This is a genomic window from Mycobacterium branderi, assembly GCF_010728725.1.
Taxonomy (GTDB): domain Bacteria; phylum Actinomycetota; class Actinomycetes; order Mycobacteriales; family Mycobacteriaceae; genus Mycobacterium; species Mycobacterium branderi.
The window spans coordinates 3,316,729-3,334,961 of record NZ_AP022606.1 but is presented as its reverse complement, the minus strand read 5'-3'; the positions used below and the strand labels follow the sequence as shown (position 1 = coordinate 3,334,961).

At 67.1% G+C, this 18,233-nt stretch carries 1 pseudogene (running past one end of the window); it reads right to left on the bottom strand.

What is annotated here, in order from left to right:
- Positions 1 to 23 precede the first annotated feature (23 nt).
- Positions 24 to 18,233 (bottom strand): annotated as a pseudogene (locus G6N47_RS29710) (non-ribosomal peptide synthase/polyketide synthase); its annotated part runs 17,908 nt beyond the window's last position; the annotation flags it as partial.

Genomic DNA, 18,233 nt, shown 5'->3' with positions numbered 1-18,233 from the left:
GGACGCGGGACGTGTACGGGCGCGACGACTTGTCCGAGTTGGTTGGCGTACTTGCTGAGCGCTTGCGCAGTCAGCATTTCTTGATGCGTGCAGTCGGTCGGGTGCACGGCGAGGCCGCCGGCCACATAGGGCCGCCAGCTTCGCCGAAGATACGAGCCCCGATGCGCGGCAGCAAATATGGCGACGTTGCCCTCGAATACATCGGGCTGGTGTGCTTGATACAGCGCCACGTTGTCGTTGGTGTGTCGGACGATCGAATCCAGAACCTGGCGGTATCGGCCAAGCTCTCCGGCACCGCGCTCGCCTACTAGTTTTTCTGCCTGCTCGTACGTCAGCGGCTCGTCTTGCTCCGGAACGTCTATGCGACAGAGCCGCAAGACTTCTTCGAGTATGTCCTTCTCGGCCAGAGCATTTGGCCTAAGCATGCTGCTATCGAGGGCGGGTTGAGCGTCCAGGAGGACAAGGCCGGCGACGACGCGCCCGCGTCGCTGAAGTTCGACGGCGACTTCGTGGGCGACGACGCCGCCGAACGACCAGCCGAGAAGCTTGTAAGGCCCGCTCGGATAGATGTTCTGGATTCGGTCGGCATAGTTTTCGGCCATTTCGCGAATTGACCGGGGTTCGTCTTCTTCGCCCTGCAGGGTCTGTTGCAGGCCGATGATCGGGCAGTCCAGGTGAGCGCCGAGGGCCTGGTAGGGCCAGCTCACACCGCTGGCAGCATGAATGCAGAACAGCGGGACGCCGGTGCCGTTCTTCAGAGTCTGGACCGGAAGCACGTCGGGCAGCGAAGCCGTATCTGTTTGGATCCGCTGGCTCAAACCTCGTACCGTGGGCGCCTCGAACACGGTGGGTATCGCGACATCGGCGGCCAGCGCGACCTTGATGGTGGCCACCAGGCGCATCGCCGAAATGCTATCGCCGCCAAGGTCGAAGAACGAGTCGTCGACGCCGACGCGCTCGACGCCGAGTATTTGGGCGTAGATGCCGGCCAGGGTCTCCTCGACAGCCGTGGCCGGGGCACTGTAATGGCCAACGCTGTACTCAGGGGCGGGCAGCGCGCGGGTGTCGAGTTTTCCGTTGGGCGTCAACGGCATTGCGTCAAGGGCCACCACTGCGGCCGGGACCATGTAGCCCGGCAGCCGCTCGGCCAGCTTCTCGCGGATCTGGGCCGGGTCTGCTGTGCCGGTGACGTAGCCGACGAGGCGTTTGTCGCCGGGGCGGTCCTCTCGTGCGATCACCGCGGCCTGCTCGACCCCGTCCAAACCGCTTAGCGCCGATTGGATTTCGCCGAGTTCGATGCGATACCCGCGGATCTTGACCTGCTCGTCGGCGCGGCCCAGATAGTCCAGTTGGCCGTCGGGACGCCAGCGCACCAGATCCCCGGTGCGATACATCCTCTGCCCGGGAGCCCCAAACGGGCACGCCACATACCGCGACGCGGTCAACCCGGACCGGTGCCAGTACCCGCAGCCCACGCCGCGGCCCGCCAGATACAACTCGCCGACGACACCGGTCGGCACCGGACGCAACCAGCCGTCGAGCACGAAGAACGCCGCACCCGGCACCGGCGAACCGATCGGCGGCGCACCGGATGCCGGCGTCAGCGGCGCGCTCTTGGACGCCCACATTGTGGTCTCGGTGGGGCCGTAGACGTTGACCATCACCCGTCCGGGCGCCCACCGATCCACGAGATCGGCCGGGCAGGCCTCAGCGCCGATCACCAGCGCCGTCGACTCCAACCCTTCCGGCGCCAAAACACCTACAGCCGAGGGGGTCTGGGTGAGAACGCTGACGTGTTCCGTGGTCAGCAGGTCGTGGAAGGCTTGCGGGGTGCGGGCCACCGACTCGGGCACGACCACCAGCCGCCCGCCGTGCAGCAGCGCGCCCCAGATCTCCCACACCGAGAAGTCGAAGGCGTATGAGTGGCTCTGCGTCCACACCTGCCGTGGTCCCAGTTCGATGCCGACGTCCAGCGAGTCGAACAGCTGGATGACGTTGTGGTGGGTGACCGCCACACCTTTGGGCACACCGGTGGTGCCCGACGTGTAAATCAGGTGGGCGAGGTCGCCGGGCCCGGGCGCAGGCAAGGCCGTGCCGGGATAGGCCGAGATTTCAGGGTCGTCGACGTCGACGACCGGCAAGTCATGGCCTTCCAGACGGTCTGCCAGTTCGGTGGTGGTGATCGCGGCGATCGGCGCGGCATCGGCGAGCATGAAAGCTACCCGCGTCCCCGGCAGCGCCGGGTCGATCGGCAGATACGCCGCTCCGGTTTTGAGCACCGCGATGATCGCCGTGATCGCCTCGACCGACCGGGAAAACAGCAGTGCCACAGACTGTCCCGGGCCCGCGCCGTGGTCGGCCAGCATGTGCGCAACCCGGTTGGCGGCCTCGTCCAGTTCACGGTAGGTCAGTGAGCGACCTGCACAGCTGACCGCGACGGCGTCCGGGGTGCGGGCCGCTTGCGCGGCGAACAACGCCGGAATCGACACCGGTGCAGGCGCTGCCGACGGCCGGGTCAGCATCGCCCGGTTGCCGAACTTGTCGAGGCGGGCGTGCTCGGGCTCGTCGAGCAGGTCGATCGACGACAGCGGCCGCGTGGGCTCGGTGGTCATCGCTTCTAACACCGTCTCGAACCGTTCGATGAGCGCGTCGATGCCGTCCTCGTCGAACACATCGGTGTCGTATTCGACGCGGAAACCCAGTTGTGGGCCAGGCAGCGCTTGCACCGTCAGCGGGTAGTGGGTGGATTCCCGCACAGTGAAGTCGGTGATGGTCAGGTCCTGGTGGCCGCCCAGCGGCACGCCGGTGTCGATCGGGTAGTTCTCGTAGACGAACAGGGTATCGAACAGCTGCTCCTGGCCGGTGAGCCGGTGAATCTCGCCCAGCGCCAGGTATTGATGCTCCAGTGTGTTGTTGTGCTCGGTCTGCAACTGGTCGAGCAGATCTGCGGTGGTTGTCGTCGCCGTGATGTTGGCCCGCACCGGCACGGTGTTGATCAACAGGCCCACCATCGAGTCCGCGCCGACCACCTCGGCGGGCCGGCCCGAGACCGTGGTGCCGAAGGCGACGTCGTGGTGGCCGGTCAGTGCTGTCAACAGCTGCGCGAAGGCGGCCTGCAGCACGGTGTTGACGGTGGTGTGGCCCGAGCGGGCGAGGTCGGTGAGCGCGCCCGTCGTCGCCTCGGGGACCCGGAACGATCGAATGCTTCGCTGCCCCAACGTAATCCGGCGCGCCGGCGCTACCAGGGTCGGGGTGTCGAAGCCGGCGAGTACCTCGCTCCAGGCGGCGCGGGCGGCGTCGAAGTCACGGTCGGCCAGCCAGCTCACAAACCGGCGATAGGGCGCGGCCGCGGGTAGCGGCTGTCCGCTGTACCCCGCGAAGATGTCCCGCAGCAGGATCGGCAGCGACCAGCCGTCGAGCACGATGTGATGATTGGTCAGCACCAACCGGTACCGATTCGGTGCAGTGCGGATCAGCGCCGCTCGGAAGGCCGGCTGGTCGGTGGGCTGGCGCACCGCGGCCCGCTCGGCGGCGCACAGCCGCTGGATCTCGGTGGGGTTGTCGCCGCCGAGCTCGATATACCGCCAGGGCGCCACCGGTTCGGTGGGGATGATCTGCACCGGCTCGTCGAACCGGTCGCAGAAGCGCGCCACCAGGTTTGGATGCCTGTTGACCACTGTGCGCAAGGCATTGCTCAGGCGATCCGGATCCAGGGCACCGGTCAAGGTGATCTGCAGCTGCACCGCATACACGTCGTCGTCGCTGTGCTCCGCGGTGTTGGCGTGGAAGAGCATCCCTTGCTGAAGCGGGGTCAGCGGCAAGATGTCGGCGAGCTCGTATTGCCGCTGCAGTTCGTCGATCTGCTCTTGGTCCAGCCGGGCGGGAGTGATATCGGAGGGCGTCAGCCCGCCGCCACCGGCTCGCACATGGGCACAAATGCCGGCCAGGGCTTCAAACCACAACCGGCTCAACCGATTTACCTGTGCTTCATCGAGAACCGACGACGCCCAGGTCCAATCGGCGTACAGCTGTGCGCCAGTGTCGGTTTCGGCGGCGGCGGCGTTGAGTTCCAACGTATGTGCCAAAGTCATCGGCGTTGCGGCGGCGGCGCCGGCGACCGGGACGCCGCCTTCGCACAGCCGCCACAGATCGGCGGGCGCCTCGGGGGTCGAGGCGACCATGCGCCCCAGATAGTTGAATCCGATTGGCGGATCCGAGCCGACGAGATCCACGTCGGCATTCAGATAGCGCAGCAGCCCGTAGGTGATGGGGTGGGGCAGTGCGCGAAGCTGCTCCTTGACGGCCTTGACCAATCCACCCAGTGCGGCCTCACCGGCCGCGACTTGCGCCCAGTTCAGCCCGGCGACCGTCACCGCCACTGGGTATTTGGTGGTGAACCAGCCCACCGTGCGGGACAGGTCCACATCGGGGGCCAGCTCCTCGTGGCGGCCGTGGCCCTCGACGTCGATGGAAATCGGCGCGCTGCCGTTGCCCGCAAATTCTGTCACCGCCAAGGCAAGCCCGATCAACAAAATCTCCTGCGGCCCGGCATGAAACGCCGCAGGGACCTCATCGAGCAATGTCCCGGTGGTCTCCGCGTCCAGCAATACCGATAGGTGCCCGGCGCTTTCATAGGTATCGTGCGACGGAGCCGGCAGCAGAGCCGGGGTTGCCGCCACCTGTCGCCAGGTGTCGGCCTGATCCACTACTTGCGGGTGGCGTGCGTGCTGCTGAAGCAGCGAGGCCCAGCGAGCGAACGACGTTCCGGTCGCCGCCAACACCACCGGCTGGCCGCTGTGATGCTGGGCCCAGGCAATGTTGAGGTCTTCCACCACAATCCGCCAGGACACCGCGTCGATGGCCAGGTGGTGAACGATCAGCACCAGCTGCCGGCTCTCGGCCACCCATAGCGCGCGAAGCATCACCCCCGCGGCCGGATTGAGCCGCGACCGCGCCGCGATCAGCGCCTCGTTGGAGAGCGCGTCGATGGTCTGCAGGCAATCGCGGGCATCGACCGAGCCGATCTCGGGCACGGTCAACGACCAACCGTCGGCGTTGAGCCGGGACCGCAGCATGGCATGGCGATCCAGCAGCGCCTGCAGCAGCACCACCACATCGGCCTCGGTAACTGCCGCGGGGGCCTGTAGCAGAACGGTCTGGTTGAACTGATCCACCGCGCCGTCAATGTTGTGCAGCCACCGCATGATTGGGGTGGCCACCACCTGGCCGAGGCCCTCATCGACTACGTCGTCCGCAGCGTCGCCTATCCGGACCACCTGCGCCAGCCGGGCCACACTCTGCTCGACAAACACATCGCGCGGCCGACACAGCAGACCCGCCGCACGGGCGCGCGCGACTACCTGCATGGCCAGAATGCTGTCGCCGCCCAGGTCGAAGAACGACTCGTCGACCCCGACCCGCTCCAATCCGAGCACTTGCGCGTAGATGCCGGCCAGCATCTCCTCGACCGCACTGCTCGGGGCGCGATATTCACCGGCGGAGTAGTCCGGTGCCGGCAACGCCCGGGTGTCAAGCTTGCCATTGGGCGTCAACGGCAATGCGTCGAGTGCCACCACCGCCGCCGGCACCATATAGGCCGGCAGCCGCTCACCGAGTTGGATGCGCGCTTCGGTGGCGTCTGCGCTGCCGGTGATATAACCGACCAGGCGCTGGTCGCCGGGACGGTCCTCGCGGGCGATCACCGCTGCCTGCTGCACACCGTCCAATGAGCCTAGAGTGGCTTGGATTTCGCCGAGTTCGACGCGATACCCGCGGATCTTGACCTGGTCATCGGCGCGGCCCAGATAGTCCAGCTGCCCGTCGCCGCGCCAACGCACCAGATCCCCGGTGCGATACATCCGCATCCCGGACCCACCGAACGGGCAGGCCACAAACCGCGACGCTGTCAACCCCGCCCGGCCCACATAACCGAGGGCAACCCCGGTGCCGGCCACATACAACTCCCCGACCACCCCAGCAGGTGTCGGACGCAGCCAGGCGTCGAGCACGAACAATGCCGCCCCCGCCACCGGTGACCCAATCGGCGGCATACCCGATCCCGGCTTCAGCGGCATACTTCTGGACGCACATACTGTGGTCTCCGTCGGGCCGTAGGCGTTGAGCATCACCCGACCGGCCGCCCAGCGATCCACCACCTCGGCCGGGCACGCCTCGCCAACCACCACCAACGCCGCCGACTCCAACCTCTCAGGCTCCAAAACATTTACTGCCGATGGGGTTTGAGTGAGCACACTGACCTGTTCGGCAGCGAGCAATGCCTGGAAGTCTTCCGGTGAGTGCGCCACCTCCTCGGGCACCACCACCAGCCGCCCGCCGTGCAAGAGCGCACCCCAGATCTCTTCGACTGAGGCGTCGAAGGCATACGAATGGCATTGCGCCCATGCCTCTACGGGCAGCTGGGTATCCAGAGAGCCCATCAGCTGGGTGATGTTGTGGTGGGTAACCGCCACCCCCTTGGGTGTGCCGGTGGTGCCCGAGGTGTAGATCAGGTAAGCGACATCATCGGGGGCCGGCATCGGCAGCGGGGTGGTGGGCTGGGTCCGGATACGGGGGTCGTCGACAGTGGTGAGCGCCACGTCGCGGCCCTCCAGCCGCCCGGCCAGCTCGGCGGTGGTGACGGCGGCGATGGGCGCGGCATCGTCGAGCATGAAGCTGATGCGGGCCGCCGGGAGCGACGGGTCGATCGGCAGATAAGCCGCCCCGGCCTTGAGCACCGCCAACATCGCCACGATCGCCTCGGCCGACCGCGAAAACAGCAGCGCCACACACTGTCCCGGGCCCACGCCCTGCCCGGCCAGCAGGTGCGCCAACCGGATGGCGGCCTCGTCGAGCTCGCGGTAGGTCAGCGAGCGGCCCTGGCAGCTGATCGCCACGGCATCCGGGGTACATGCCACCTGCGCGGCGAACAACGCGGGAACCGACACCGACGCAGGCGCTGCCGCGGTCAACGCCGCCCGATGACCCCAGCCGTCCAACCGGGCACGCTCAGTCTCGTCGAGCAGATCGACCGACGACAGCCGCCGCGTCGGTTCGGCAGTCATCGCCACCAATACCCGCCGCAATTGCTCGATCAACGTCTCGACAGTGTCGGTGTCGAACACATCGGTGCGGAACTCCACCGCGCCGCCGATCCCGACGGGTTCCCCGGCCTCGGTCCAGCGTTCGCCCAACGAGAACGTCAGGTCCATCCGCGCCGATTGAGTCTGGACCGGCATCGGCGCCACCTGCACGTCACCCAACGCCAGGGTCGCAGGCTGGTTGTTCTGCCAGGCCAACACCACCTGCACCAAGGGGTGATGAGCCATGCTGCGGACAGGGTTCAGCCGCTCCACCAATATTTCGAAGGGCACGTCCTGGTGCTCGTAGGCGGCCAGGCTGCGCGCCCGCACCTGCGCCAGCAACTCGGCAAAGGCCAGATCCCCGCTCAGGTCGATCCGCAACACCAAGGTGTTGACGAAAAACCCGACGAGATCGTCGAGTGCCGGGTCGCGCCGCCCGGCGATCGGAAACCCCACGGCCACATCGGAACTGGCGCTGAGCTTGCCCAGCAAGACTGCCAGCGCCGCCTGGATCACCATGAAACTGGTGGCATTGTGCTCACGGGCCACCGCATCCACCCGCTGCTGCAACTCGGCGGGCCAATCCACCGCCACACTGGCTCCGCGCTGATCGGCAACCGGCGGATAGGGTCGATCCGTCGGCAACTGCAGCCGCTCGGGCATCCCTGCCAACGCGTGCTCCCAGTAGGCCAGCTGCGCGGCGATCGGGCTGTCGGCGTCGTCGAGGTCGCCCAACTGGGCGCGCTGCCACAGCGTGTAATCGACATACTGCACAGGCAACTCGGCCCACCCGGGGGGCTGCCCGGCGCAGCGGCTGGCATAGGCCACACCCAGATCGCGCACTAGCGGCATGATCGACCAACCATCGGCGGCGATATGGTGGACCACCGCCACCAGCACATGCTCGTCGTCATTGATTCGGAATAGTCTCGCCCGCAAAGGGATCTCGGTGTCCAGATCGAATGTGTAGTGCGCCGTCTCGCTGATCGCCTCACCCAAGCGGTCTTTCGGCCAGGCGGTCGCGTCGACGATCTCCCAGCCGAAATCGGCGCGCTCGGAAGGCACCACCACCTGCCGGGGTATCCCGTCGGGAGCCACGAAGAGTGTGCGCAGACTTTCATGACGGTCCACCACATCGGCGAGTGCGTCACCCAGCGCGTCGGCATCGAGCCGGCCACTTAACCGCAACGCCGCCGAGATGTTGTAAACCGGTGAAGGACCCTGCAATTGGTCGAGCACCCACAGTCGCTGCTGGGCAAACGACAACGGCACCACCGTCGGCCGTTCCACCGGCCGCAACGGCTCGAGCCGACCCGCAGCCTCACCGATACGGGCTGCCAACTGGGCCACCGTGGGCGCCTCGAACACGGTGCGGACCGCAACGCCCGCATCCAGGCTGGTGTTGATCGCCGCGACCAGGCGCATCGCCGACAGCGAATCCCCACCCAGATCGAAGAACGAGTCGTCAACGCCGACCCGCTCCCGTCCGAGCACTTGAGCGTAGGTGCCGGCCAGGATCTCCTCGATCGCGGTAGCCGGAGCCCGATAGCCAACAAGGGCGAATTCCGGTGCCGGCAAGGACCGTTTGTCGAGCTTGCCGTTCGGGGTGAGCGGCAACGAATCCAACACCACCACCGCAGACGGAACCATGTAGGCCGGCAGCCGCTCACCGAGCTGCTGGCGGATCTCGGCCGGATCGGCGCCGCCGGTGATGTAACCGACGAGGCGCTTGTCGCCGGGACGGTCCTCGCGGGCAATCACCACCGCCTGCTGCACGCCATCCAAACTGCTTAGTGCCGACTGGATTTCGCCGAGTTCGATGCGGTACCCGCGGATCTTTACTTGGTCATCAGCGCGGCCCAGGTAATCCAGTTGACCGTCGGCGCGCCAGCGCACCAGATCTCCGGTGCGATACATCCGCTGCCCCGAGGGCCCGAACGGGCACGCCACAAACCGCGATGCCGTCAAACCCGTCCGACGCACATACCCGATTCCCACCCCGGTGCCGGCCACATACAGCTCGCCGACCACACCGGCGGACACCGGGCGCAACCACCCATCAAGGACAAACAACGCCGCCCCCGGCACCGGCGCCCCGATCGGCACCGTTCCCGATTCCGGCTTCAGCGGCGCACTGAACGTCGCGTACACCGTCGTCTCGGTCGGGCCGTAGCCGTTGATCATCACCCGACCGGGCGCCCACCGATCCACCAGCTCGGCCGGGCACGCCTCTCCGGCTACCACCAACGCCGTCGACTCCAAACCATCGGGCGCCAAAACACTTGCCGCCGAGGGGGTCTGGGTAAACACGGTCACGTGTTCGGCGGCCAGTAGGTCGTGGAAGTCTTTCGGGGAGCGGGCCACCGAGTCGGGCACTACCACCAGCCGCCCGCCGTGTAGCAGGGCACCCCAGATCTCCCACACCGACACGTCGAAGGCATAGGAATGCCACTGCGTCCACACGCCTTCGGCGGGCAGCCCCGCATCCAGTGAGTGCAGCAACCGGGCGACGCTGTGGTGGGCGATCGCGACGCCCTTGGGCACGCCGGTGGTGCCCGAGGTGTAGATGATGTGGGCGATGTCGTCGGGGGACGGTGGCGGCAACGCTGTGGCGGGCTGGGCCTTGATGCGGGAGTCATCGACATCGAAAGCGGGCACGTCGAACTCGTCGAGCCGCGGTCGTAGGTCCGCCGTGGTGACGGCGGCGACCGGTGCGGCGTCGTCGAGCATGAACCCGATGCGGGTCGCCGGCAGCGACGGGTCGATCGGCAGGTAGGCAGCTCCGGTTTTGAGCACTGCCAGGATCGCCACGATTGCCTCGGCCGATCGCGAAAACAGCAGTGCCACAGACTGTCCCGGGGCGGCACCGTGGCCAGCCAGCAGGTGCGCCAACCGGTTGGCGGCCTCGTCGAGCTGGCGGTAGGTCAGTGAGCGGCCCTGGCAGCTGATCGCCACGGCATCCGGGGTACATGCCACCTGCGCGGCGAACAACGCCGGAACCGACGTCGGTGTGCTCGGCGGCCGGCTCAATTCCGCCCGGTGACCGATCTCGTCGAGGCGGGCGTGCTCAGCCTCGTCGAGCAGATCGATCGACGACAGCCGCCGCGTGGGCTCGACGGTCATTGCCACCAACACCCGCTCCAACCGCGCGATCAGCGCCTCGATGCTGCGTTCGTCAAACACGTCGGCGTCGTATTCGATGCGGAGGCCCAGTTCCTGGCCCGGCATGGCCACCAGCGTCAGCGGGTAGTGCGTGGATTCCCATACCGACAAGTCGGTGACGGCCACCTGGTGGTCGCCGGTCGACGCGGCAGTATCCACAGGGTAGTTTTCGTAGGCGAACAGTGTGTCGAACAGCTGGTCGTGTCCGCTGATCCGGTGAATCTCGTTGAGCGCCAAGTGCTGATGCTCAAGTGTGTTGTTGTGCTCGGTTTGCAGCTGCTCGAGCAGATCTGCGGTGGTCGTTGTCGTGGTGATGTTGGCGCGGGCGGGCACGGTGTTGATCAACAGGCCCACCATCGAGTCCGCGCCGACGACGTCTGGGGGTCGACCCGAAACCGCGACACCGAAGGCGACATCACGCTGCCCGGTCAGCCAGCAGAGCAGCTGCGCCCAGGCACCCTGCAAGACGGTGCTGACGGTGGTGTGATGCGTCCGCGCCAGGTCGGTGAGCGCCCGCATCGTCTGCTCGGACAGCTGCGAGGACTTGACGCCTCGGTGGCCCTGCCCCAGCGTCTGTGCCGGGCCCACCAGTGTGGGGGTGTCGAAGCCTGCGAGTACCTCGCGCCAGGCGGTGCGGGCGGCGTCGAGGTCACGACCTGCCAGCCAGTCCACAAACCTGCGATACGACGCGGCCGCGGGCAGTCGCTGTCCGCTGAAGCTGGCGAATATTTCGCCCAGCAGGATCGGCAGTGACCAGCCGTCGAGCACGATGTGGTGATTGGTCAGCACCAACCGGTGCCGGTCAGGTGCGGTGCGAATCAGCGCCGCCCGGAAGGCCGGCTGGTCGGTGAGGTGACAAACCGCCTCGCGTTCGGCGGCGCACAAGCGCTGGATCTCTTGGGGGTTGTCGCCGTCGATCTCGACGTAACGCCAGGGCACGGCCGGGTCGGCGGGAATGATCTGCACCGGCTCGTCGAACTGATCGCAGAAGCGCGCCAACAGATTTGGATGCCGGTGCACCACGGTATCCACGGCATGGCGCAGCTGGTGGCTATCGAGCCGACCGCTCAACGCGATATTCAGCTGCACCGCATACACGTCGTCGTCGCCGGTTTGAGCGGTGGCATGGAAGCACAGGCCCCGCTGTAACGGGGTCAGCGGCAAGACGTCGGCGATCTCGTATTGCCGCTGCAGCTCGTCAATCTGCTGCTGGCTCAACCGGGCCGGCGCGATATCGGAGGGGGTCAATCCCCCGCCGCCGTGTTTGACGTGGGTCCGGATGCCGGCCAAGGCTTCAAACCACAACTGGCTCAACCGGTTTACCTGGGCTTCATCGAGTGCGGAGGGCGCCCAGGTCCAGTTGGCATGCAGTCGCGGGCCGGTGTCGGTGTCGACGGTGCCGGCGCTGAGCTCGACGGTATGTGGCAACGCCATGGGGATCGCCGTGGCCGCGCCGATGACCGACGTGCCTTCCCCGCTGATTCGCCATGCGTCAGTGTCGGCGCCGGTTGCGGGGGCGCCGAGCCGCCCCAAATAGTTGAACCCGATCACCGGATCCGATTCGGGGAGCTCAACATCGGGGTTCGAATACCGCAGCAGCCCGTACGTCAGATCGTCGGGCAGGGCCCGCAGTTGCTCCTTGGCGTCCTTGATCACCGGCCCCAGCGCGGCCTCGCCGGCCGTCACCTGCGCCCACTTCAACCCGCCGACGGCCAGCGACACCGGGTGTTTAGTCGTGAACCACCCCACCGTGCGTGACAGGTCCACGTCGGGGGCCAGTTCCTCGTGGCGGCCGTGGCCCTCCACGTCGATGGCGATCGGCGCGGCGGGGTCGCCCACAAACTCCGTCAGCGCCAAAGCGAAGGCGATCAAAAGGATTTCGTGCATCCCAGCATGAAACGCCGTCGGTATTTCGCCAAGCAGCATCCGGGTGGTCTCGGCGTCCAGCGACACGGACAGCTGGCCCGCAGTGGCAAATGTATCCACCGCCGGCTGCACCGCCGGGAGGGTGGCCGGGGTTGCCGCGATCTGCCGCCAGGTGTCGGCTTGGCTCATGACCTTCGGGTGATGTGCGTGCTGCTCCAGCAGCGCCGCCCAGCGCGCGAACGACGTCCCGGTCGCCGGTAATGTCGCGGGTTGTTGGTTGTGGTGTTGGGTCCAGGCGGTGTTGAGGTCTTCGAGCAGGATGCGCCAGGACACGGCGTCGATGGCTAGGTGGTGGATGGTCAGCACCAGTTGGCGGCTGTCGGGCGCCCAGAGCGCGTTGAGCATGGTGCCGTCGGTGGGGTTGAGCCGCGAGCGCGCCGCGATGAGCGCCTCGGTGGAGAGTTGGTCGACGGTGTGCAGGCGGTCGCGGGCATCGATCGTGCCGGCCTGGGGCACGGTCAACGACTGCCCGTCGGGGTTGAGCCGGGCCCGCAGCATGCCGTGGCGATCCAGCAGCGCCTGCACCAGCACCACCACGTCGGCCTCGGTGACGCCGTGGGGGGCTTGTAGCAGAACGGTCTGGTTGAACTGATCTATCGCGCCGTCAATGCTGTGCAGCCAGCGCATAATCGGGGTGGCCACCACCTGGCCCAGGCCCTCGTCGGCCGGGCCGGTCTCACCGGCGCTGCTGACCACCCGGGCCAGCCGGGCCACACTCTGCTCGACGAACACATCGCGGGGCCGACACAGCAGACCCGCCGCCCGGGCGCGCGCGACCACCTGCATCGCCGAGATGCTGTCGCCGCCCAGATCGAAGAACGACTCGTCGACCCCGACCCGCTTCATACCGAGCACCTGGGCGTAGATGCCGGCCAACACTTCCTCGACCGCGTTGCCCGGGGCCCGATAGTGGCCAGCGGTGTAGTCCGGTGCGGGCAAGGCGCGAATGTCAAGTTTGCCGTTGGGCGTCAACGGCAACGCGTCGAGGGCCACCACCGCGGCCGGCACCATGTAGGCCGGCAGCCGCTCACCGAGCTTCTGGCGGATCTGCGCCGGGTCGGCGTGGCCGGTGACATAGCCGATCAGGCGTTTGTCGCCGGGGCGATCCTCGCGGGCGATCGCCACCGCCTGCTCCACCCCATCGAGTGCGCTTAAGGCTGCTTGGATTTCACCGAGTTCGATGCGATACCCGCGGATCTTGACCTGCTCATCGGCGCGCCCCAGATACTCCAGCTGCCCATCAGGGCGCCAGCGCACCACATCCCCGCTGCGATACATCCGCATCCCGGGAGTCCCGAACGGGCAGGCCACAAACCGCGACGCCGTCAACGGCGCCCGACCCACATAACCGAGGGCAACCCCGGCGCCGGCGATATACAACTCCCCGACCACCCCGGCCGGCACCGGACGCAACCACGCATCGAGCACAAACAACGCCGCCCCCGCCACCGGCGACCCGATCGGCGGCGACCCGGAACCGGCTGTCAACGGGGCGCTGATCGCCACACACATCGTGGACTCGGTCGGCCCGTAGGCGTTGAGCATCACCCGCCCCGGCGCCCAGCGATCCACCACCTCAACCGGGCACGCCTCCCCGGCCACCACCAACGCCGCCGACTCCAACCCCTCCGGGGTCAAAACACCCACCGCCGACGGGGTTTGAGTCAGTACGCTGACCTGCTCGGCAACCAGCAACGCATGCAAGTCTTCCGCACAGTGCGCCACCTCCTCGGGTATCACCACCACCCGGCCACCACGCAACAACGCACCGAAGATCTCCCACACCGACACGTCAAACGCCAACGAATGACTATGCGACCACACCCCCGCCGCCGGCAGACCCGCATCCAACGACCCCAACAACTGCGTCACACCGCGATGCGTCACCGCAACACCCTTAGGCACACCGGTAGTGCCCGACGTGTAAATCAAGTACGCAACCTCATCCGGGTGCGGCACCGGCAACGCAGTGGCGGGCTGGGCCTCGATGCCGGGGTCATCGACATCGACGAGCGCCACACCGAACCCGTCCAGTCGCCCCCGCAGCTCGCCGGTGGTGACCACGGCCACCGGCGCGGCATCATCGAGCACGAACTCGATACGCGCCGCCGGCAGCGACGAGTCGATCGGCAGATAAGCCGCCCCGGTCTTGAGCACCGCCAACATCGCCACAATCGCCTCCGCCGACCGCGACAACAACAGCCCCACACACCGCCCCGGCCCCGCACCCTGAGCAACCAGCAAGTGCGCCAACCGATTCGCCGCCTCATCCAACTCGCGATACGTCAACGACCGGCCCCGGAAACGAACCGCCACCGCATCCGGCATCCGAGCCACCTGCACGGCAAACAACCCCGCAACCGACACCGCAGCAGCGCTGGGCCGGGTCAAGGCCGCCCGGTGACCCCAGCCGTCCAACCGGACGCGCTCCGTCTCGTCGAGCACATCAATCGACGACAACCGACGCTCGGGCTCGACGGCCAACGCCACCAACACCCGCTCCAACCGCCCGATCAACGCCTCGATCGTCTCTGCATCGAACACATCGGTGCGAAACTCCACCGCACCACCAAGCCCCGCAGGCTCACCCGCCTCGGTGAAACGCTCCGCCAAGGCAACCGCCACGTCCATACCGGCGGTGGTGTGAGTGTCCACCGGGATCGGGCTGATCTGCAGATCATCCGACGCCATTCCCGCTGCGGCGTTGTTCTGCCCGGGAAGGTTCTGCCAGGCCAGCATCACCTGCACCAGCGGATGATGAGCCATGCTGCGCACCGGGTTGAGCCGCTCCACCAACACCTCGAACGGCACGTCCTGGTGCTCGAAAGCCTCCAGGCTGCGCGCCCGCACCTGCGCCAGCAACTCGGCAAGAGTGGGGTCGCCCGCCACATCCAGGCGCAGTACCAAGGTGTTGACGAAAAAGCCCACCAGCTCGTCGAGTGCCGGATCGCGACGTCCGGCGATCGGGAATCCCACGGCCACATCGGAACTGGCGCTGAGCTCCGACAGCAGTACTGCGAGCGCGGCCTGGATCACCATGAAGCTGGTCGCGTTGTGCGCGCGGGCCACCCTCGCCACCTGCTGCTGCAACTCGGCCGGCCACTCCACCGCCACACTGGCGGCGCGATAATCGGCCACTGACGGATAAGGCCGATCGGTCGGCAACTGCAGCCGCTCGGGCATCCCCGCCAGCGCCCGTTCCCAATAGTCCAGCTGCGCGGCGATCGGGCTGTCGGGATCGTCAAACTCGCCGAACTGGGCGCGCTGCCACAGCGTGTAATCGACGTACTGCACAGCCAACTCGGCCCACCCGGGGGGCTGCCCGGCGCACCGACTGGCATAGGCCACACCCAGATCGCGCACGAGCGGCGTGATCGACCAACCATCCGCGGCGATATGGTGCACCACCATCACCAGCACATGGTCGTCTTCGGCGAGGTGGAAAAGCCTTGCCCGCAATGGGATTTCGGCGGACAGATCAAACGTATGGCGGGCCGTCGCACCGACGGCCTCATCCAGCCGGCCTTCCGGCCAGCCGCCGGCATCGACAATCTCCCAGCCGAAATCGGCGCGCTCGGCAGGCACCACCACCTGCCGGGGTATCCCGTCGGCAGCCACGAACAGTGTGCGCAGGCTCTCATGGCGGCCCACCACATCGCCCAGCGCCGCACCCAGCGCGTCGACATCGAGTCGCCCGCTTAGCCGCAGCGCCGCCGCCATGTTGTAAGCCGGTGAGGGGCCCTGCAATTGGTCCAGGATCCACAACCGGTTCTGCGCGAACGACAACGGCACGACGGCCGGCCGCTCCACCGCCGTGAGCCGTGGCAGCCGACTCGCGTTCAGGCCGATACGCCGGGCCAATTGGGCAACTGTGGGCGCCTCGAAGACGACGCGCACCGACAGGCCGGCATCCAGTGACGTATTGATCGCGGCGATCACCCGCATCGCCGAAATGCTGTCGCCGCCAAGGTCGAAGAAGGAGTCGTCGACGCCGACACGCTCCAGCCCGAGGACTCGAGCATAGATGCCGGCGAGGATCTCCTCGACAGCTGTGGCTGGGGCCCGATACCCGCCAGTGGTGTATTCGGGAGCAGGCAGGGCGCGCGTATCGAGTTTGCCGTTGGGCGTAAGCGGCAACGAGTCCAACACCACGACCGCGGACGGGATCATGTAGGCCGGCAGCCGCTCGGCCAGCTTGTCGCGTATTTCGGCCGGGTCGGCCATGCCGGTGACATAACCGACCAGGCGCTTGTCACCGGGACGGTCTTCACGCGCGATCACCGCCGCCTGCTCCACCTCGTCCAAACTGACCAGAGCCCTTTGGATTTCGCCCAGTTCGATGCGATACCCGCGGATCTTCACCTGGTCATCGGCGCGGCCCAGATAATCCAGTTGGCCGTCGGGGCGCCACCGCACCAGATCGCCGGTGCGATACATCCGTGTCCCGGTACCACCGAAGGGACAGGCCACAAACCGCGACGCCGTCAAGGGCGCCCGGCGCACATACCCAAGCCCCACCCCGGTGCCGGCCACATACAACTCGCCGATCACACCTGGCGGCACGGGGCGCAACCAGGAATCGAGTACGAACAGGGCTGTCCCCGGTACGGGCGATCCGACCGGCACCGTCCCCGACCCAGGCTTCAACGGCCTGCTTATCGCCACACACATCGTGGTCTCGGTCGGGCCGTAGGCATTGACCATCAGCCGCCCCGGCGCCCAGCGATCCACCACCTCGACCGGACACGCCTCCCCGGCCACCACCAACGCCGTCGACTCCAGCCCGTCAGGCGACAAAACGCTCACCGCAGAGGGTGTTTCGGTGAGCACACCAACGTGCTCGGCAACCAACACGGTGTGGAAGTCCTCGGGTGAGCCGGCTACCGACTCCGGTACCACCACCAACCGGCCACCACGCAACAGCGCTCCGAAGATCTCCCACACCGACACGTCGAAAGCCAGCGAATGACTATGCGACCATGCCTCCGTCGCGGGCAGGACAGCATCCAGCGATCCGAGCAGCCCGGTGACATTGCGGTGGGTGAGTGCCACGCCCTTGGGCACACCGGTAGTGCCCGAGGTGTAGATCAGGTAGGCGATGTCATCCGGCGCCGGCGGCACCAACGCTGTTACGGACTGGTCCTCGATGCGGGGGTCGCCGAAATCGACAACCGGCAATTCAAACCCGTCGAGGCGCGATCGGAGATCCGCATTGGTAACCGCGACGACGGGCGCGGCATCGGCGAGCATGAACGCGATTCGCCCCGCCGGCAGTGCCGGGTCGATCGGCAGATAAGCCGCCCCGGTTTTGAGCACCGCCAGGATCGCGACGACCGCCTCGGCCGACCGCGAAAACAGCAGCGCCACAGACTGTCCCGGGCTGGCCCCGTGGCCGGCCAGCAGATGCGCCAACTGGTTGGCCGCCTCATCGAGCTCGCGATAAGTCCACGAACGCTCCCCGCACACCAGCGCCACCGCATCCGGCGTCTGCGCTACCTGAGTGGCGAACAACCCCGGAACCGACACCGGCGCAGTCGTCGGTGTGGTCAACACCGCCCGGTGACCCCACTCATCCACGCGGGCGTGTTCGGGCTCGTCGAGCACGTCAATCGACGACAACGACCGCGCCGGGTCCCCGGCCATCGCAGCCAGCACCCGCCGCAGCCGCTCGATCAGCGTCTCGACGGTGGCCGTGTCGAACACGTCGGTACGAAATTCCACCATCCCGCTGATCCCGGCCGGCTCGCCGTCCGCGCTCCACCGTTCAGCCAGTGAAACCACCAAATCCATGCGGGCAGACTGTGTCTCGATCGGCAGCGGCGTGACGTCCAGGTCGCCCAAGGCCAGCTCGGCGGCGGTGTTGGTATGCAGCCAGGGCAGGTTCTGCCAGGCCAACAACACCTGCACCAACGGGTGATGGGTCAGGTTGCGGGTCGGGTTGAGCCGCTCGACCAGCACCTCGACCGGCACCTCTTGGTGCTCGTAGGCGGCCAGGCTGCGCCGACGCACCTGGGCCAGCAACTCGGCCACCGTGGGGTCACCCGAAAGGTCGACGCGCAGCACCAA